Below are 17,741 nucleotides of genomic sequence, written 5' to 3'. Positions count from 1 at the left end.
TTGTCCATTTATTCTTGTTAGCTTGGTGTGTAAGAGGCGTATCTACCAAGCTAATAAGAATAAAGTATATTATTATAAAAAAATGAAAACAATAAAATCAGCATAATAATTAATACCTATACATGGAGGTTATTAAATGAGCGAATTAAAAAAAGATAAGAACTATTGTTCGATGCCGATAGTTCCTGCAAGAGAATTTAAAGCAGATATTAATCCCGATCGAAGAGAGCTTATAGTAGGCATTGATCAAAAATGGGTAAATGGTACTGTGTTACATTATTATTTCTTTGACAAAGAAACGGATGGTAAATATGTAGATCTAAATAATGGGCAGAGAGAATGGAAACCATGGACTACAAATGAAGAGGAAAAGAACGTTGTCAGAAATGCTTTTAAGAAATGGAAAGATCTAGGGATAGGTATAAAATTTAAAGAAGTAGCAACAAGAGATGAGGCCGAAATAAGAATAGGTTTTATGAGAGGTAATGGTGCTTGGTCGTACATTGGAAGAGATATTATTGATCTGGATATAAGCAAAGATGAAAGAACCATGAATTTTGGATGGGATATAACAAGAAACCCTTCAGAAATAGATACAGCCATTCATGAAATCGGACATACTTTAGGGTTTCCTCATGAACATCAGAACCCAAAAGCAGGTATTGAATGGGATGAAGAAGCTGTATATACTGCCTTAGCTAAACCTCCAAATGAGTGGGATAGAGAAAAAACCTATCATAATATAATCAGAAAAATAGCTCCAGATACCATACAAGAAGGCTCTAATTGGGATCCCAATTCTATTATGCACTATCCGTTTGGCCCTGGACTAATCAAAAAACCCGAGCAATATCGAAATGGGATAACTCCAGCTGGTGGTTTTTCAGAGAGAGATAAGTTGTGGGTCAGAACGTTTTACCCACCAATGGATAATGCTGACTCAGAGGAACTTCCATTATTAGTAAGTAGCAAACTCACATTAAATAATGGAGAACAGAAGAATTTCATCATTAAACCAAACGAAACCAGAAAATATAATATATCTACTTTTGGTACTTCCGATTCTGTCATCGTTTTATTTGAAGAAGTTGCTGATGAAGTATTGTATGTTGCAGGTGATGATGATAGTGGTGAAGATCATAATGCAAATATAAATGTCGAATTAATTGAGGGGAAATCTTATATATTACGTGTTCGTGTTTATTATAGTGAAAGAAAAGGTGAAGTATCAGTTATGTATTGGTAGGGCTAGTACCACATTTATAATTCATCAGACACAGAAATAAACATACAAAAACGCTATCCTTTCTTATAATTCTCCAGAAAGAAAATCGCATTTTTCATTTGTGGAGGGTATTTAAGGATTTAATTAAAGATAAAAAGGCATATCTAATATAGCGAACCCATTTTGAGAAAGGATTAGTTAAAATGGGTTCTTTGCGTTGTAAATGAATCCTCCGTTTTATGAAAAAAGATTAACCAATAACCAAATGAATAGAATGCCAACTAGTAAATGCTTAAATAAACTTTAAATGTTATAAAAGAACGAAAAATCATAACAATGAAAGGAACATTTTCATGAATGAATGGAATTACATTGATTTTGTGGCAAGACTTAAACAAGGAAATCCTTTATCCAGTCGATTAGCGCTACTTAGACAGTCATTAAGCGGAATCCTACCATTAAGCGATAACGCTAACATTCTTGATATCGGTAGCAATACAGGTGCTTCTTTAGCGTGTTTATCAGAGTGGGAAGTTTAGACTTTCTCGTCTAAACTATAATCCCATGAACAAACGTTGGAAAATAGCCAATATCATAAGTTTAGTAGGTACTTTCTTGTCTTAATAACGGGACAAGAAACTCTAAACTACTTAGCCAGTAATAATGCAACAAGATGATAGTTAACTTTCATCTTATTAAGTTTCCTGAGTATATCAGTAGAAATTAAAATGAAAAGCTAAGTGGTTATATAGACTAATTGCAATTGTCCAGAAGCTTTTGCACCATACTTGTAATAGCCTCCAAAGATTTACAGATAGGATAATCCATTTATTAATATTGGATTATTTTTCAGTTGATGTTTACACAAGACATATGTATAATTTAAATCGTAATCATTACGATTTAAATGGAGGTTTTATAATGAAAATTGCATTTACAAAGACGTTAGGTATATTAACTATTAGTTCAATGTTAGTGTTAGTAGGCTGTCAGACTTCAGGTTCATCTAAAAAGCAAGAGCAAACATCTGAAAGTCATACACACGAAAATGAACACGATCACAGTCATGATCATAGTCATGCTCATGATGAAGCAACAGAAAAAATTTATGAAGGGTATTTCGAAGACAACCAAGTGAAGGATCGATCACTCTCCGATTGGAAAGGAGACTGGCAATCAGTATATCCATATTTACAAGATGGAACGCTTGATGAGGTATTTGCTTACAAAGCGAAACATAAAGGTAAAATGTCAGCCAAAGAATATAAGGAGTATTATAATGAAGGATATCAAACAGATGTCAAACGTATCGTGATTCAAGGAGATACTGTAACATTCTACAAAAACAAAGAAGAATATTCTGGTAAATATATCTATGATGGGTACAAACTTTTGACATATGATGCAGGGAATAGAGGTGTAAGATACATATTTAAACTAGCAGAAAAAACAGAAGGAGTTCCTCAGTATATTCAATTTAGTGATCATGGTATTTATCCGAATAAAGCTGATCACTACCACTTGTATTGGGGTGACAATCGTGAAGCTGTATTCGATGAAGTCATACACTGGCCTACCTACTACCCATCGGATATGAATGGACATGATATTGCGCACGAGATGATGGCGCATTAAATTAGGAGTCACCATGATTATTTCTTTGAACAATATATAAAATTCAAAGGTTATCAGTCTAGAATTGCATTGTTTAATACTCAAAAGTTAACTATAAAAAAATACTCTTTTATAATAACAAGTGATTTATACATGTTTTTGGTAGATATTTTAGTAATTGTACTAAATCAAATAAATTGAGAAAAGTAATCCTACACTTCGGTAAACGGGCTTGTAAAGATGCGGTTGCAATAGAATTGTTGGTGGAAGTAGGGTATTCACCTAACGTGAAATCAACTGAACTAAAAGCAGAAGAAATTCGTTTAATTACTAATATCAACAAAAAAATAAAACAAGTGGTAAACCATTTATACGTATAATGCATTTAATCCCTAAAAATTCATATTTTTGGGGATTTTTCTTTAAATAAATTATATTCTTTCGAATTTATTTGGTTTAACATTAGGTTAAATGGATATTATATAAAATCTAAAAAATTTTAGTTTAGAGTTTCTTGTCTAATTAGTTTAGACTTTCATGTCTTTGTACAGTAATCTAGCAATGTGCATTAAACGATAAATACGTTTATAGTTAAATTTTGTATGGTATCTCCTATTAATATTTAATTCCATTCTTCGATACCCATAAATGCCCCCCACTTGTTCATAAATCGCTTGGATATCTTGAAGAATCGCTTCATTTTCTAACTCTCTAACTGTTGGCGTACGCTGTAGCCATTTGTAATAGGTAGCACGAGATACACTGGCAATTTCACATAAAAGGATGACTGGCAGATTTTCGTTCGCATGTAAATCTTGAATCGCTCTATATTTATTTTGTAGACGAATACTTGGTAACGATGCCTCCTTTCGAGTTCCTCTAACTTTTTTAAAAAAGCATTTTCAGCACGTAATCGTTCATTTTTTCGTTCTAAACGTTTCATTTCTAGTTTAAATTTTTCTTCCACTGCTAATTCATATTCCTCTTTCTTTCGGCCTCTTTTATCTTGTAATGCCTCTTCACCATTTGCCTCAAACTTCTTGACCCATTGGTATACTTGTTGATAAGAAACACCATAGCCTTTGACTGTAAGTTGATAGTTTTTCTGATGCTGTAGACAGTAGTTTACAATTTGAATTCGTTCTTCTAATGTTGTTTTTCTTGTATTTGTCATAGATTTTGCCATTCCTTTACCCGTATCATTTAATTCTCTATGACTATTATACTTTTTAATCCATTTTCCCAAAACGGCAGTACTAGATATATCGTATTTTTGAATGACCTCATGTAATGAGGAACGTCCTGATAGATACTCATTAACGGCCGCCAATTTTAGTTCTTTTGAATACGACTTCCAAGAGGTTGCGTCTGTTAAACCATCTTCACCATTCAATTCATACCTTCTTTTCCAGTCTCTAATCGTTCCAGAATCAATTGAAAATTTAGCAGTAATATCAGCTATTGAATGCTGACCGTCTTTATAAAGAACTAAAATAGCCAATTTTTCAGCTTTAGAATATTTTATTCGTGACATAAAAACTCCCTCTTAGATAAACAGATTTTTATTTTTTATCTAAGAGGGAGCATATCAGAATTCTTCTACATGTATTTTTATTTTTTAATCCATTTAGAAATAATAGGATAATGAAAGTCTTTTTCTTGTAGCACATATAAAATTCCTTTTATAGGTCCGAAAATTAACAAAAGAAGCAGTATTAGATATAGAGGAGCTATTCCCAAAATAATCAAAGTATTGTTTGAAGCTAAGTCTAAATTAAATAAAGATAACATTAAGATTCTTATTACGAATAGATTCCAAATCAGTGTAATTATCCAAATGAATAGTTGGTAAAAAACAGCTTCAAGAATATTTTTTCGAATGTTTTGTGATTTGCATAAGAAATAAAAAATCAATGGTATATAAAAAATTGTGACACTAAAGAAGATAAGAATAAAAAAAGATAATACGGTAAGAAAATGCATAATTAATTTTATGTTCTTTTCTTGAGTTAGGATCATTAAGATCCTCCAATATGTATGAGATTTGTTGTGCCTATTATAATATGTGTCGTAGATAATTATAACATAAAAATTAATTGTAATAGGGTATCGAAAAGGATACGTATTCAATTAAACAAAATCCTTATTTAAAAACAAGAAGCCCTAGAGTTAGGGCTCTAGGACTTCTTGTTTTGGTATTCTCACATGGTTCTTTAAAAAGAATAGAACATAATGAAGATAACATATGAATGTTTCATAAATGTATCAAAAAGGTGAACAAAATTGCTATTACAGAAAAAGTAGAAATGAAGTTTCTAATACGTAAGTACGTAAAAGGTATTATTTCCAGTGGATAAAATGTGCATGGGGCACCTAATCATTATTTTATCGGAGGAAAAGAATATGTTATGAACTTGGTTGAATGAAAAAATGAAAATTTTAATTTAAGCGAAGTTAATGAAATATATTTTTGGGGTTATATCAATGATTGTTATCTCGATGGACACTTTAACTTTATAAAAGTCCTAGAAGAAAAACACAACTATGAGGAATAGTAAGCTATAAAAGTGAACAAAATCGTTATTTAAATAAAAGAAACCCCGATTGTCTGCGGGGCCTCTAAGGGTAATCGTCAAGTAATGACGTACTCGACTAATTAACCATATCATGAATTTTTTGGTAAAAACACTGGTAAATGTGTCCAAATATATATGGCATCATTTCGAACAAAAACGTCATTTGATTAGAAAAGGAGAATGAGCATGAGCAACGACTACTACATTACTCCAGAAGATTTTAAACGAGCAGAAGGTAACGGCATCAGTAATGACACTTTGCGCCAGCGCGTATATTCGTACGGCTGGCCAAAGGAAATAGCGATTACTAAACCAGTTCCAAAGGGAACTGGATGGAAGGAATACAAAGATATAGCCGTGGAGCATGGGATTTGCTATAGAACATTTGCGGATCGTAGAAAAAGAGGTTGGGATCCCCAAGAAGCAGCGACGAAGCCGGTAATAGAAAATAAAGAAGCAATCAAGATTGCTAGAGCAAAGAAAACAGATATTGTATTTACAGATGAACAGGCGAAGCAAGCAAAGCGAAATGGTATTTCAAGAGAACTGCTGCCGTGTAGAGTTAGACGCTGGAAATGGGGTGTAGAAGTTGCGATTAATACACCAGTCCTTATACTGTCACAGGCGGCATCGAGAGGATATCAAGCTAGTCCATTTAGTTTTAAAGGTACTCAGGCGTTTTGGAATAAAAAACGAGCGTAAAGGGGAATAGAGAAATGATTGAACAAGTAGATATCGTGGAGGGGCAGTTATCAATATTTGAAATGGATGAAACAAAAATTAAACTGTATGAAGTCTTGGAAGCTAACGGATACCATTGCGAGATTAGGAGTTATTACTTGCACAACGATTACATGGGTGAGGTTAAATACTTTTTTGTTAGAACAACTGATGACATGATTATTGATATGTGTTTGAGTCAGTTTCCTGAAGTGTTTACAGTGTACGAGGGATTCAATGAGGCACAGATCAGGAAGATATACAAAACAATAAAAATTTCATTTAGTAGAAAAGGAGAATGGATATGGCGTCTGGTTGTATCATAGCTGAATGTCCTATTTGTGAAGATTGGGTATTTGAAGATGAATGGATACTTGATCAACATGACAACGTGATTCACGAGAGATGCCTTAAAACAAGGAATAACAACAATAAAATGAACCATCTGTTAAATCAAGAAATACAAAGGCTCGAGAAGAGAGTAAAGGAATTGGAAGAGCAGAATAAGAGCGGACAGATGATGTTGTTCTAAATAAAAGAGCAGCTAGCGAAAGCTAACTGCTCACCCAAGAAAAACAGAGGAAAGATAACCATGTGTCTATAGTATTTACGGAATATTGAGTTTTATTCAGGGGGGAGAGTTATTTATTATGTAAGTTACATGAAAATACCTATTAACATCCATGCAACGCCTATAAGAACCAAAGATTCGAATACTATTAAAAATTTATCTTTTTCTAGTTCTGTTTTTTAGACTCCCATATCAAAGAAAATAAAGCACTGATTCCTATCATGGTAAAAGCTACAAGACGGAATGTATCATTCATTTTTATCACTCCTATTGTTAGGGTAATATCATTATATAACTATTACCATTATATCGAAGAGGATTAGTACACCTATTAGTCAAACGTTCTTATGCGAGAATGTCACGGTAACGTATACCGCATAGTAGGGCGGGCAAGGCGGTACGAACCCGCGTTAAGACGAAAAGACCAATGAATGTATAACAATAACATATTCCAGTGTGGCGGGTGTGAGATAACTCGCATTCGTCATGCTGTTTCTATTGTATTTAGTAATCAGCTCAGAGACCGCCATGTCCTCTGGGTTGATGGTGAATATAATACTCTGTATTCTTTGTTAATGTTGTTCTTGAAAATGGAATGGGGTGGTTGCTCTTGAATGAGTAACGCTTGCATTATGAAAATCAAAAACAGTATACGTGATCTCACACATTAGTAATTACTCACGATTCTTATTAATGACCAAAACGAGGGCAGAGAGCTTCCGCTCTTTGTTTGAGCCAATATAGACAGTCTACTGTCCTCCTTGTATATTGGTTTAAACAAGGCGTCGGAATAAACACATACGTCTTGATAAAAATACTTCCTTTTCACGTTATCGATTATCCATTTCACAGGGTGGAAAAAGATAATTAGTTATTTTGGGACCAGCTCCCCGGCGCAACTGAGCGCAGATTAATCAAACAGGAATGAATTGACTCGAGGCCGGTTCATTCCGACTCTACGGAGTATAAACGAGAAGATTCTTAGTCTTCTCCCAGTCACCGAACGTAAAGCGCGTAGCTAATAAGAGCTCAAACATTACATGATGTGGTGGCTTGGAGAAGGTTGAGAGTACCTCACATCAACCTTAAATGAAGAGATACTTATTGCCAGTTGTTTTCTCTCTTTTCTCCCATCCCCTTGAAAGCTGTCACTTCGGTGATAATTTTTATTTATTCAGATAAAAGGATGAAGAAATTTTTTGTCGAATAGATAGATTTGGAGAGGAGGGGTATATATGCTTGTTTCTTTTAAAGACGAAAAGAAAAACCTAAAAGCCTCAATAGACAGCCATGATTTAGCAGGATTAATTGCAGTGTTAGAAAAAAATAAAAAAGTAAAAATAGGACATGATCGATATGAAGTTGTCGAAGTAAGTTTAGAAATCAATAAGTACACAAATAGCGATGATTTAGCAGAAGTTACAGTAACTGTGAAAGAGGCTTAAAAAGTATCAAAAATCAGAAATAGCATCCAAAACGGGTGCTTTTTTCTTTGTTATGTAGAAATTACACATTAAACGTGAAGTTGAACAAAATGAACATTTGGTTAGGAGGATGAATGGATGAATGAAATTAAAGTAGAAGTAACTGAGGATTTTAGCATTAGTGACAATAAAGGGAAAGTGTTACAAGAATTCCGTGAAGGTGAACAATATGATGTTAAATTAAATGATGATACATGGGAATTCATTTGTGGTGAAACAGTAGCAGCTGAATACGACCAATTTGGAAATTTAACTGTGCATGAGTGTTTTAAAGTAATTCAATGATTAAACCAATAGCAATTATCGTAGGCGCTGCCGTGATCTGGGTGGCGTCTTGTTTGTTGTTAAGGAAAGATAAGGATTGAAAGAGATTATCCCCTTCATATTTCAGAAGAGGATAAGTAGTTTTATTAAATGCATATTTCACTGAAGTGTTCACCGAACGGAGTAATTCCTGAAATCCGTTCTCGAATACCAACATCAGTATGAGATATAAATCCAGAGTCTAAATTTTTATTTTTCGCATCTAGTTCTCGTTTAGTTTCTCTGAATAAATCATGTTCTATAAATTTAATATAGCGTTCTTCCGCAAGAAAGTGCTCTGTATAGGTAATTGAAATTAACCCTAATCAATTCAAATTTGAAATGGAAGCTGCGTTTAAATCAATATCTTCAATTTTTTTGTTTTCTAAAAATACATTAGTTTTGAAGGGTTTGCTACCATGTTTATCAGCTTTAGTGTATACGTATTGTACAATAGGGAATCTACCATTAGATTTAAATAATTTGAGATTCATTGCATCTAATGGAGAGAGCTGCTTTATTATTTCTACAAATGATGGATGTGCTTTTGAAGCCATATCACTATTGATAGAAGCTGCTATAAGGTTCGCAAACATTTTTCTTAATTCATCATTTTCAAAATAATATTTAGCTGCTTCTAAGCTGGAACCCACAATATGCAAAGGCGGTTCAACTATATTTTCCTCTGGAATAGATGATACAGCCTGTTCTAGTTCATCCTTAAATTGATTTAGTGAACGCACTCGCTTTAGCTGAGTTTTTTCGGCATAAATATCTATTCCTCCAAAAGCAATTGTCCAAATCGAGGATAGAGTACTTCCGGCTTTTTTGGCAACAGGCATTACAGCTTCATCAAGAAATTTTGGGAATAAGTAAATTTCGATAGTAGTTCGCATCCTTTTATTACATTATAAAGAAATAAGAAAGATTGCGGGTAAAAATGGAAGTAATTTATGAGAATCATTGGTTAACTACTTGGTTTATTGGTTTGTTTTTCTTTTGCTTATCTAGTGTCGTTGCGATGTTGAAGTCTAACAAAACAAACGAACACAACGAACAAAAATAGAGGTGAAGAAGCATGAACACTAACGTTACGTTTTCCATACAAATGAATGGCGAAAGTAAGGATGCAACAGCTTATGTTAGTGGTATCGCAAATATTGCTGTTCTTCTGCTGGCTAACACAAATAGACGTATAGTTGATAAGTTGTTAACTCAAGTCGGAGAAGAAGAGAAAATGCTTATCGAAGCGACTTTAGCTGGATTGAAACATCATTCTCAATAAATAGGTCGTCTCAAAAACATTAGGTTCCCTACACATAAATTTTATAAAAAAGAAACAACCTCTACTTTAATTGGCGTTGTACGAGCTTTGCTTGATAGCAATGGGGTTCCACCAACATAACGCGAATTTCGTACGCTAAGGAATTTTTCATTTAAAAAACTTGGTTTTTCCGTACGTTAAGAAGGTTCTATAAACGGTGTTTGATGTTTGTTATGATACTTTGTTTTGGGACTGGATTTTAAACATACTTCAGTCGGTCTTGATAGATATAAATAAAATTCCTTAAACCACCATTTTGGGTTAAAAGGACTTTCTTTTTATTTATTGACTATGTAGTTACCACATAGTTTATAGTATGAATATTAATCCTTATAGGAGGCAATACAATTAGATGGATAGCTATAAATTAACAAAAAGTGAAGTAATTAAGATTTTTAATACAACGAAAGAAACACTTCGATTCTATGAAGAAAAAGGGTTAGTACAGCCAAAGGTAGGTAAAAATAACTATAGACTTTATGGAAATGAAGACCTACAGAGAATTAGCCATATCTTCTTTTGTAAAGATATAGGTTTCTCAATTGAAGAAATTGATTTAGTAATAAATAAGAGAAATATAATAAACAATATAAATATCTTACAGAACAAAAAAGATGATATTGAAACTGAAATTTATCGATTTATGAAAATGCAAAAGAAAATTACTAGGCTCCTCGATCTCCTTCAAAATAAAAGTAGCAATTTCAATGAAATTAAGAGTGTCTATTTTGAGGAAAGAAAATATTATCACATCAAAGGAGAAAATTTTAATAGTGTAAAATCTTTTTTTAATAAATTTCGTTCTATTTTTAAGCAAGGTGAATTTTTTCAAGAACAATTTATAACAATGTGTCCTATTAAGAATTTATTCAATGATGATCTGGAATTATCAGTTTATTATCCTGTTTTGAATGATACAGAGATAGAGCATGTTGATATTCTTAGTATACCTGCAGGTAATTATCTTTGTGTTGATTACGTATGTACAGAAGAGCAAATGGATGAAGTACGACGTAAAATATATACAAATATTACAGATTATATAGAGAGAAATGGTTTACAGTTTAGATCATGTAAAGTAATTGAAACAGATTTACATGAATTGAATCTGTTTTATCCAGAAGGACAGATAATTATGAATATGCAAATTCCTGTTGAAGAAAAATCGAAACATCAAAAGAAATGAGCATTTATTAATCAAAATGTGCTTAGTATGATTTTTTAAGAAGTGTTGTTAGTCCACTTTTATAAAATCATAACATCTTTCACTCCAGCCATTAGCTTATGCTTAAAAGCAGGTTGAAAACCTTTGTTTTAAGTGAATCTATATGACATATTCAATGAAAATAAACAAAATCTATTTCGTATAAAAATTTTGTTTTATTAAGGAAATGAAATATACTAGACTATAAATCAACTTATAGAATGAGGTATAAAACATTGAATAAACGAAATATTTTTATAGGTGCTGCAATGAGTAGTATTTTATTATTATCTGCATGTGGCAATTCAGATACTCTTGTTACATCAAAGTCAGGAAATTTAACACAAGAAGAATTTAATAAAAAGTTAAAAGAGACAGCAGGAAAACCTGTTTTACAACAAGTAATGTTAGACAAGATTTTACTAGATAAATATAAAGTTTCAGATGATGAAGCAAAGAAAAAGGTTGAAGAATTAAAAAAACAAATGGGCGATAATTTTAAAGCCTATTTAACACAAGCTGGTGCTAAAGATGAAGAGGATCTTAAAACGAAAATAAAAACGCAAATAGCCTTTGAAAAAGCAGTTAAAGCTTCAGTTACGGAAAAAGAAATGAAAGATTACTATAAACCAAAATTAAAGGCAAGTCATATTTTAGTAAAAGATGAAAAAACAGCGAAAGAAATAAAAGAAAAACTAAGGAATGGAGAAGATTTTGCAGCATTAGCAAAGCAATATTCAGAAGATCCTGGTTCAAAAGAAAAAGATGGAGAATTACCTGAGTTTGGTCCAGGTGAAATGGATTCTAAATTTGAAGAGGCTGCTTATAAATTAGAAGTTGGACAAGTAAGTGAGCCAATAAAATCTTCTTATGGTTACCATATTATTAAATTAACAGAGAAAAAAGAGTTAAAACCTTTTGATCAAGAAAAAGATAATATTCGTAAGGAATTGGAACAGAAGCGCTCACAAGATCAACAATGGCAACAACAATTCTTTAAAGATTTATTTAAGGAAGCAGATATAAAAATAACAGATAAAGATTTAAAAGATACTTTTAAAGAATTTGAAAAATAAAGCTATGTACAAAAAAATAACCCCTAGGGGTTATTTTTTTGTACATAGCTTTACACTAATGAAATAAAATCTACTTACTTGCCTTAAAAATAAGTAGGATTGTTTATTTCATTTTTATTATAACATTTTATAACTTAATTATTTACTTATACAAAAACTAGCTATAGCATTGTCATATTTATATTGAATAAATGATCTTACCACATGGCTATCAAGCTACGAAAATATAACTATCCCCAGGATGAAATTTTGGGTGAACTTTTAACAAAAAACTCATTGTTTGTTAGGATAAATAACGGAAACTGTGCATCACTGCCACTTGGATTGAACTTCGGTTGGGCGGGCGAACTAAATCTTCGCTTCACGCTTGAGAAACTTTTTGAAGAACCGTTCAATACAGGGTATCCTGAAGAATCCGCCGAACGAAAGAAACGTGATGCAGAACTTTTGAAAGCAATCAAGGGTTTTTCACATTATGGCATCGTTCAGATTCTAAGTCAGTTAGATGTAACTGTTATTAATCCTGTTCTTCAAAAACAAGATTTAGTGAAATTCCTCTTGAGGAATGGCACCAACACAGATATATCAAATTATCTTATTGAACAAACGACGGATTTAAATCACGATAGGTAAATTCTGTATTTTATATAAGTTTGGCAAATTTAACGTTAACCATAAGTTGATTCAACAAAATTGACCAATTGGGGGATATGACCGCCATTCCATTTGTTATGGGGTTCTTTTACAGTCCTTCCCCAACAAAAAAACACATAGTCTTTAGGTATGGGTTGAAAGTGAGGTTGGATACGGAGTGCTACTAAATGACCGCAAAGTTTGTGGCACTTTAGGTATCCAAAGTGTGGGTACCCATTACGACAATTTTCGTGTTCTTTCCGTTTTTTGAGTTTAAATCGTAACCAAGATGGTGATTCATTTCGCCCTGAACCATTGCCTTAAACAAAGGTCCACCGATGTCTTTCAAAGCCTCTTGAATATCTTCAACAGTTTCCAAAGTTTCCGATTGGTAAGCTTCAAAAATTGATTGAGCTAACTTCACAGATTTTGAATCTCTTTTCTATCTAACTATAAGTGTAACCACTCCTTCTTAATAATTTTAGAAAAAGAAAAACCGTGAAGCAACCCTCTATCTAGGATGACAGGTTACTTATACGGTTTATATTACACGCCCCAATAATCTATTATTTTTTATTCGTAGCTTTTAAAGTATCTAACACGACTTTGGTTGTGTCTGCAATAAGTTTATCATCGTATTCAGCATCCTCTTTATCATGATTAGAAAGTATTGCAAGAACAATTGGTTTTTTATTTGGTGGCCAAATAATTGCAATATCATTTCTTGTCCCATAAGATCCTGCACCTGTTTTATCAGCTACTTCCCATCCTTTTGGTACGCCCGCACGAATTAATTTATCTCCAGTTGTATTTCTCTTCATCCAATCTACTAATAGTTCACGTTTCTCAGTTGGAAGTGCAGTTCCTAATGTAAATGACTGAAGTGTCTTAGCTATCGCTTCTGGTGTACTCGTATCATGTGTTTCTCCTGGATTTACTTCATTTAATTCAGGTTCAAATCTCTCGGAATTAGTAACAGTATCACCAATTTCCCTCAATATTTTTTCAAATGCGGATGGACCACCTAACTTTTTAAGAATTAAATTATGTGCCGTACTGTCACTATATCGAACAGAAGCATCTGCAAGTTCTTTTAACGTCATTCCTGTATCCACATGCTTTTCAGTAATTGGATTATAATTAGAAAGGTCTTCTCGCGTATACGTAATCCTTTCATCAAGAGCTTCTATTGAGTTCTGACGTAAAAGAGCTCCCGCTGCTAATGATTTAGATGTAGAGGCAAATGCAAAACGATTATCTGATCGATAAGCAACAGTTTGATTCGTATCTGTGTCCAGTGCATAAACACCAAGCTTGGCATCATATTCTTTTTCAAGTTTAGCAAAAGAATCATTTCCAGTAATTTCTTGTTTAATTTGATTTGTTTGTTTCGTTTGTTTAGGTGATTCAGATGGAGTATTACTATTGGAACAGCCTATTAGTGTAACGCATGAAAGTAATAAGACAGGTGCAATCTTTTTGTAATATGAAATGGTAAAGAACTTGTTTAAAACGAACATAAATTTTCAACCTCTTTCAAGAATATATAGATTTTGTTTTGATATTTTAAATACCGATGTTATTTAAAGTGTGTATAGGATAACAATACTTTTGAAGTTGAATTTTAACAGGTTAAGCAGAATTAAAAAGTTTAAATGAATGAACAGACGCTGTTTGGATTGTTTCTTTTTTTAATTACACTTGTAATAGTCCACCTGTGAAAGTATTAAACTCGTAACATTTAAATGCTGTATTTCAATACACACTTTTTTACATCACTTTACTTTTGGTAATTATAAGTCCTTTCATATTTTTAGGAATACACGTAATAGACACTCTAAGTAATAAATTTGTTCCATTTTAAGAATCGGAAGAAATTGGTTATAGGTAAAGAAAATACGATGAATTGCAAATAAAATCTATACGGAAATCTAGTAGCATATAGTCCAGTGCATATGAAAAATTCCTCAATGCTATCTCTCAAAAAAATTATGTTTCTTGGCCACATAGACTGTATTTTTAGAAATATTTCAAGCGTGTAAGAAAAATGAAAGATAATTCAATATGAGAAAAACAACCATACTACTACAATGAAAAACAGAAACATGCTTAAAAATCCTGAGGTACGATAGCAAGTTATTTTAGTGCTTAATACATTCGTACAAGTATGACAACTTAAATAAGAAAAGCTGAAACAAATTATTAATAAGTAGTACATTAATCGTATTTTGAATAAGTCAAAATGTAGGCAGGCATTAGTTATCAAATCTCATTCTTAGTAGATAAAATTGGAGGGGATTTCTCATATGAAAATAGTAGAAGTAAAAGAACTTAGTAAAGAATACACAGGAAATGTTTCACATACAGCACTTTCAAATATTAATTTAACAATTACAGAAGGGGAATTTGTTGGGGTTATGGGGTCGTCGGGTAGTGGAAAAACAACGTTATTGAATATGATATCTACTATTGACTCACCAACATCAGGTAGTGTATTCATTAATAGTAAAAATCCGTATCAGCTTTCGGTTAATGATTTGGCCTTATTTCGCAGACAGGAATTAGGATTCGTCTTTCAATCCTTTAATCTGTTGCATACATTAACAGTAAAAGAGAATATGGTTCTTCCGCTCGTATTAGATGGCATGAATGTGAAGAAAATAAATAAACGAGTAGAATCTATTTCGAAAAAATTAGGAATCAACGAAATCTTAAATAAACGAACATATGAAATATCAGGAGGGCAAGCGCAGCGAACAGCGATTGCCCGTGCACTCATTCACTCTCCTAAATTGGTTCTTGCCGATGAGCCGACAGGAAATTTAGATTCTAAAGCTTCTCAAGACGTAATGGAGATATTAACACTATTAAATAAAGAAGAGAAGGCAACAATGATGTTAGTAACGCATGATCCAGTTGCTGCAAGTTACTGTGACCGTATTATTTTTATTAAAGATGGACAGCTATATAATGAAGTTTGCTACAATGACGACCGTCCATTATTTTATAAAAATATTATGGATAGTCTTTCTATGTTAGGGGGGAATAAACATGACTTTTCGACAGCTCGCATTCAATAATGTTTTACGGAATAAACGAATATATCTTGGTCATTTTTTTAGTAGTACATTTGCGGTATTGATTTTTTTCACTTATGGGGTACTTGTCTTTCACCCGAGCCTACAAGGCGAATTGACTCATGTAAGTACCATCATGAGTACATTTGGGAAAATTGGATTTCATTTATCTTATTATTTAATCTTTGTCTTTTCTTTCTTATTTATTTTCTATTCTGTTAGTGCATTTTTAAAAAATAGAAAAAAAGAGTTTGGATTATTAATGTTACAAGGAATGTCTCATAAGCAGCTTCATCGATTAATTTTTTTCGAAAATATGTTGATTGGAATCCCTTCAATAGTAGTAGGTATCGGACTGGGGATAATTTTTTCTAAATTGTTTTTACTAGTTAGTGGGTCTTTATTAGGAGTAGAGCATACGTTAGCATTTTACTTTCCATTAAAGGCTATGGTAGTAACAGCTATGTCCTTTGTTGTTTTATTTTTACTTATTTCATTGTTTACATCAGAAATGGTGAAAATGAATGAGCTTGTAGAACTCATAAAATCAGAGGAAAAGCCAAAAACGGAACCCAAAGTGTCTGTTTGGATATCCTTGTTGGTATTTATTTTATTGGGAGCGGGTTACTCCTGCGTCCACCACAGTATTGCCGCGGTAGATTACATGACTTTGAATCAATTATTCCTACTCGTAGGAGTAGGTGTCGTATTAATTGTATTTGGAACCTATTTTTTCTTTACTCAATTGTGTGTATATGTGTTACACACTTTAAAAAATAGAGAAACTACATTCTTTAATAGAACCAATCTCCTTGTTATTTCAGAATTAATGTATCGAATGAAAGATAATGCAAATACGTTCTTTATCGTTACAATTATTTCCGCTGTTTCTTTTACAGCGATTGGAGTTTGTACAGCTATAGCAAATCCTGAATTGGCAAAACATGAGACCCCATATGCATTTACCTATCGATCTGATAAGGGGAATACACAAGAAAAAGCCCATATTGAAGAGATAAAAAAACAATTAAAAGAATCTGGATTTTCTTATGACCTTGTAGCAACAAAATTTAAAAGATCACTAAACGGATTGTCGTTAATTAGTCTTTCTGCGTATAATGAATACGCAAAAAATTTAGGGTATAAAATTGAGAAATTAACAAATGAAAATGATAGCATTGCTATACGACTAAATAAGAAAGAAAAAAGTGCAGAAGAACTAACGGATTTTGTTATAAAACATGGTGATCTAGAGGTTCCGCTTTCTGTAAAAAAATCAATTTATATCCCAGAATTAGCAATGGTTGAAAGCCCTGTTATTGTATCTGATGCTGTGTATAATAAGGTTCTAATTGTTCAAGAAGAAGGCGTACTCCGAGATTACACGATATACGGTTTAATCGTTAAAAATTGGTCTGAAACAAGTGCGATTTCTTCAAACCTTACGAAGTTTATTGGTACGAATCAAGAGGATTATTATGCCTTTTCATCCTTGTATTTAAAATGGATTGAATTGAAACAACAAAACGGATTACTTTCTATTTCAAGTGTAATGGTGGGGATTGTATTTTTCGTATTTACGCTTAGCTTTTTATATTTCCGTCTATTTACTGATTTAGTACGTGATCAAGAGCAGTATCAAATGATTTCAAAATTAGGTTTAAGTCAAAGTGAGTTGAAGCAAATTGTGACAAGACAAATGATGCTACTATTCTTCTTACCGATTGTAGTTGCTATGCTTCACAGCAGTTTTGCATTTCTAACGTTTCATCAATTAGGACAAACAGTAAGTAAGGAAATGTCCGTTATTCAGAGCTCAATTGTTGTATTAATAAGCTTTATTTGTATGCAAATTATTTACTTCCTTATCATTAGAAAGCACTATTTAAAACGTATATGTACAAAGATGTATTCATAGAAAAAGAATTTATAAA

20 protein-coding genes and 1 pseudogene are annotated in these 17,741 nt (G+C 32.5%); 15 read left to right on the top strand and 6 right to left on the bottom strand.

The window, feature by feature from the left end:
- Positions 1-136 precede the first annotated feature (136 nt).
- The 3 genes from ACQVV1_RS16105 to ACQVV1_RS16095 all read left to right on the top strand — a co-directional run bounded on the left by ACQVV1_RS16105 (position 137) and on the right by ACQVV1_RS16095 (position 2,860).
- Positions 137-1,246 (top strand): M12 family metallopeptidase, encoded by a 1,110-nt coding sequence (locus ACQVV1_RS16105; protein ID WP_431169133.1) that lies wholly within the window; start codon positions 137-139, stop codon positions 1,244-1,246.
- A gap of 332 nt (positions 1,247-1,578) precedes the next feature.
- Positions 1,579-1,764, top strand: coding sequence for a hypothetical protein (locus ACQVV1_RS16100; protein ID WP_431169132.1), 186 nt, complete (start codon positions 1,579-1,581; stop codon positions 1,762-1,764).
- 382 nt (positions 1,765-2,146) lie between these two features.
- A complete protein-coding gene (locus ACQVV1_RS16095) occupies positions 2,147-2,860 on the top strand; it encodes a metal-binding protein ZinT (RefSeq protein WP_431169131.1) in 714 nt (237 codons plus the stop codon).
- A 506-nt stretch (positions 2,861-3,366) separates the two neighbouring features.
- Here the strand turns inward: ACQVV1_RS16095 and ACQVV1_RS16090 are convergent.
- From ACQVV1_RS16090 to ACQVV1_RS16080, 3 genes are all read right to left on the bottom strand, one after another.
- Positions 3,367-3,531 carry a helix-turn-helix domain-containing protein gene (locus ACQVV1_RS16090; RefSeq protein ID WP_431169174.1) on the bottom strand — a complete coding sequence of 55 codons (165 nt, stop codon included), beginning with the start codon at positions 3,529-3,531 and terminating at the stop codon, positions 3,367-3,369.
- A gap of 11 nt (positions 3,532-3,542) precedes the next feature.
- The gene (locus ACQVV1_RS16085; protein ID WP_431169130.1) at positions 3,543-4,373 is read right to left on the bottom strand and encodes a helix-turn-helix domain-containing protein; all 831 of its coding nucleotides are present in this window, start codon (positions 4,371-4,373) and stop codon (positions 3,543-3,545) included.
- Between the two features lie 77 nt (positions 4,374-4,450).
- The gene (locus ACQVV1_RS16080) at positions 4,451-4,858 is read right to left on the bottom strand and encodes a magnetosome magnetite crystal formation protein family (protein ID WP_431169129.1); all 408 of its coding nucleotides are present in this window, start codon (positions 4,856-4,858) and stop codon (positions 4,451-4,453) included.
- 743 nt (positions 4,859-5,601) lie between these two features.
- On the opposite strand from ACQVV1_RS16080, the gene ACQVV1_RS16075 reads away from it, so the two are divergent.
- The 5 genes from ACQVV1_RS16075 (at position 5,602) to ACQVV1_RS16055 (ending at position 8,475) form a co-directional block, all read left to right on the top strand.
- A complete protein-coding gene (locus ACQVV1_RS16075) occupies positions 5,602-6,117 on the top strand; it encodes a hypothetical protein (RefSeq protein WP_431169128.1) in 516 nt (171 codons plus the stop codon).
- A 14-nt stretch (positions 6,118-6,131) separates the two neighbouring features.
- Positions 6,132-6,461 carry a hypothetical protein gene (locus ACQVV1_RS16070; protein WP_431169127.1) on the top strand — a complete coding sequence of 110 codons (330 nt, stop codon included), beginning with the start codon at positions 6,132-6,134 and terminating at the stop codon, positions 6,459-6,461.
- Positions 6,440-6,667: a hypothetical protein gene (locus ACQVV1_RS16065; RefSeq protein ID WP_431169126.1), complete on the top strand. Its 228-nt coding sequence runs from the start codon at positions 6,440-6,442 to the stop codon at positions 6,665-6,667. Before ACQVV1_RS16070 ends, ACQVV1_RS16065 begins: the two co-directional genes overlap by 22 nt.
- Before the next feature lie 1,274 nt (positions 6,668-7,941).
- A complete protein-coding gene (locus ACQVV1_RS16060) occupies positions 7,942-8,151 on the top strand; it encodes a hypothetical protein (RefSeq protein WP_325097921.1) in 210 nt (69 codons plus the stop codon).
- 117 nt (positions 8,152-8,268) lie between these two features.
- A complete protein-coding gene (locus tag ACQVV1_RS16055; protein ID WP_431169125.1) occupies positions 8,269-8,475 on the top strand; it encodes a hypothetical protein in 207 nt (68 codons plus the stop codon).
- 344 nt (positions 8,476-8,819) lie between these two features.
- Here the strand turns inward: ACQVV1_RS16055 and ACQVV1_RS16050 are convergent, their stop codons facing one another.
- Positions 8,820-9,389 (bottom strand): DUF4393 domain-containing protein, encoded by a 570-nt coding sequence (locus ACQVV1_RS16050; RefSeq protein ID WP_431169124.1) that lies wholly within the window; start codon positions 9,387-9,389, stop codon positions 8,820-8,822.
- Positions 9,390-9,433: 44 nt separating this feature from the next.
- Between ACQVV1_RS16050 and ACQVV1_RS16045 the strand changes: the two genes are divergently transcribed.
- From ACQVV1_RS16045 to ACQVV1_RS16025, 5 genes are all read left to right on the top strand, one after another.
- A complete protein-coding gene (locus tag ACQVV1_RS16045; protein WP_431169123.1) occupies positions 9,434-9,559 on the top strand; it encodes a hypothetical protein in 126 nt (41 codons plus the stop codon).
- A gap of 12 nt (positions 9,560-9,571) precedes the next feature.
- On the top strand, positions 9,572-9,778 hold the full coding sequence (locus tag ACQVV1_RS16040) for a hypothetical protein (protein ID WP_431169122.1): 207 nt from the start codon (positions 9,572-9,574) through the stop codon (positions 9,776-9,778).
- Between the two features lie 391 nt (positions 9,779-10,169).
- Positions 10,170-11,003 carry a MerR family transcriptional regulator gene (locus ACQVV1_RS16035; protein WP_431169121.1) on the top strand — a complete coding sequence of 278 codons (834 nt, stop codon included), beginning with the start codon at positions 10,170-10,172 and terminating at the stop codon, positions 11,001-11,003.
- 254 nt (positions 11,004-11,257) lie between these two features.
- On the top strand, positions 11,258-12,097 hold the full coding sequence (locus tag ACQVV1_RS16030; protein ID WP_431169120.1) for a peptidylprolyl isomerase: 840 nt from the start codon (positions 11,258-11,260) through the stop codon (positions 12,095-12,097).
- Between the two features lie 249 nt (positions 12,098-12,346).
- Positions 12,347-12,730, top strand: coding sequence for an RpiB/LacA/LacB family sugar-phosphate isomerase (locus tag ACQVV1_RS16025; protein ID WP_431169119.1), 384 nt, complete (start codon positions 12,347-12,349; stop codon positions 12,728-12,730).
- Positions 12,731-12,960: 230 nt separating this feature from the next.
- On the opposite strand, the pseudogene ACQVV1_RS16020 reads toward ACQVV1_RS16025, so the two are convergent.
- Both ACQVV1_RS16020 and blaIII read right to left on the bottom strand, forming a co-directional pair.
- Positions 12,961-13,154: pseudogene (locus tag ACQVV1_RS16020) on the bottom strand (IS256 family transposase); the annotation flags it as partial.
- A 142-nt stretch (positions 13,155-13,296) separates the two neighbouring features.
- A complete protein-coding gene (blaIII, locus tag ACQVV1_RS16015; protein ID WP_431169118.1) occupies positions 13,297-14,250 on the bottom strand; it encodes a class A beta-lactamase BlaIII in 954 nt (317 codons plus the stop codon).
- A 786-nt stretch (positions 14,251-15,036) separates the two neighbouring features.
- On the opposite strand from blaIII, the gene ACQVV1_RS16010 reads away from it, so the two are divergent.
- Positions 15,037-15,810, top strand: a complete 774-nt coding sequence (locus ACQVV1_RS16010; RefSeq protein WP_431169117.1) for an ABC transporter ATP-binding protein — start codon at positions 15,037-15,039, stop codon at positions 15,808-15,810.
- Positions 15,782-17,725: an FtsX-like permease family protein gene (locus ACQVV1_RS16005; protein ID WP_431169116.1), complete on the top strand. Its 1,944-nt coding sequence runs from the start codon at positions 15,782-15,784 to the stop codon at positions 17,723-17,725. The genes ACQVV1_RS16010 and ACQVV1_RS16005 overlap by 29 nt, the downstream gene beginning before the upstream one ends.
- Positions 17,726-17,741 lie beyond the last annotated feature (16 nt).

It is taken from the genome of Bacillus basilensis (assembly GCF_050630465.1).
Taxonomy (GTDB): domain Bacteria; phylum Bacillota; class Bacilli; order Bacillales; family Bacillaceae_G; genus Bacillus_A; species Bacillus_A basilensis.
This window is presented reverse-complemented; position numbering and strand designations above follow the sequence as displayed.

What these genes read in the sequence shown, in the direction of transcription:
- ACQVV1_RS16040 (WP_431169122.1), top strand. Translation starts at nt 9,572, where the DNA reads ATGAACACTAACGTTACGTTTTCCATACAAATGAATGGCGAAAGTAAG.
- ACQVV1_RS16105 (WP_431169133.1), top strand. Translation starts at nt 137, where the DNA reads ATGAGCGAATTAAAAAAAGATAAGAACTATTGTTCGATGCCGATAGTT.
- ACQVV1_RS16075 (WP_431169128.1), top strand. Translation starts at nt 5,602, where the DNA reads ATGAGCAACGACTACTACATTACTCCAGAAGATTTTAAACGAGCAGAA.
- ACQVV1_RS16035 (WP_431169121.1), top strand. Translation starts at nt 10,170, where the DNA reads ATGGATAGCTATAAATTAACAAAAAGTGAAGTAATTAAGATTTTTAAT.
- blaIII (WP_431169118.1), bottom strand. Translation starts at nt 14,250, where the DNA reads ATGTTCGTTTTAAACAAGTTCTTTACCATTTCATATTACAAAAAGATT.
- ACQVV1_RS16010 (WP_431169117.1), top strand. Translation starts at nt 15,037, where the DNA reads ATGAAAATAGTAGAAGTAAAAGAACTTAGTAAAGAATACACAGGAAAT.
- ACQVV1_RS16100 (WP_431169132.1), top strand. Translation starts at nt 1,579, where the DNA reads ATGAATGAATGGAATTACATTGATTTTGTGGCAAGACTTAAACAAGGA.
- ACQVV1_RS16060 (WP_325097921.1), top strand. Translation starts at nt 7,942, where the DNA reads ATGCTTGTTTCTTTTAAAGACGAAAAGAAAAACCTAAAAGCCTCAATA.
- ACQVV1_RS16055 (WP_431169125.1), top strand. Translation starts at nt 8,269, where the DNA reads ATGAATGAAATTAAAGTAGAAGTAACTGAGGATTTTAGCATTAGTGAC.
- ACQVV1_RS16080 (WP_431169129.1), bottom strand. Translation starts at nt 4,858, where the DNA reads ATGATCCTAACTCAAGAAAAGAACATAAAATTAATTATGCATTTTCTT.
- ACQVV1_RS16045 (WP_431169123.1), top strand. Translation starts at nt 9,434, where the DNA reads ATGGAAGTAATTTATGAGAATCATTGGTTAACTACTTGGTTTATTGGT.
- ACQVV1_RS16070 (WP_431169127.1), top strand. Translation starts at nt 6,132, where the DNA reads ATGATTGAACAAGTAGATATCGTGGAGGGGCAGTTATCAATATTTGAA.
- ACQVV1_RS16050 (WP_431169124.1), bottom strand. Translation starts at nt 9,389, where the DNA reads ATGCGAACTACTATCGAAATTTACTTATTCCCAAAATTTCTTGATGAA.
- ACQVV1_RS16065 (WP_431169126.1), top strand. Translation starts at nt 6,440, where the DNA reads ATGGCGTCTGGTTGTATCATAGCTGAATGTCCTATTTGTGAAGATTGG.
- ACQVV1_RS16085 (WP_431169130.1), bottom strand. Translation starts at nt 4,373, where the DNA reads ATGTCACGAATAAAATATTCTAAAGCTGAAAAATTGGCTATTTTAGTT.
- ACQVV1_RS16005 (WP_431169116.1), top strand. Translation starts at nt 15,782, where the DNA reads ATGACTTTTCGACAGCTCGCATTCAATAATGTTTTACGGAATAAACGA.
- ACQVV1_RS16095 (WP_431169131.1), top strand. Translation starts at nt 2,147, where the DNA reads ATGAAAATTGCATTTACAAAGACGTTAGGTATATTAACTATTAGTTCA.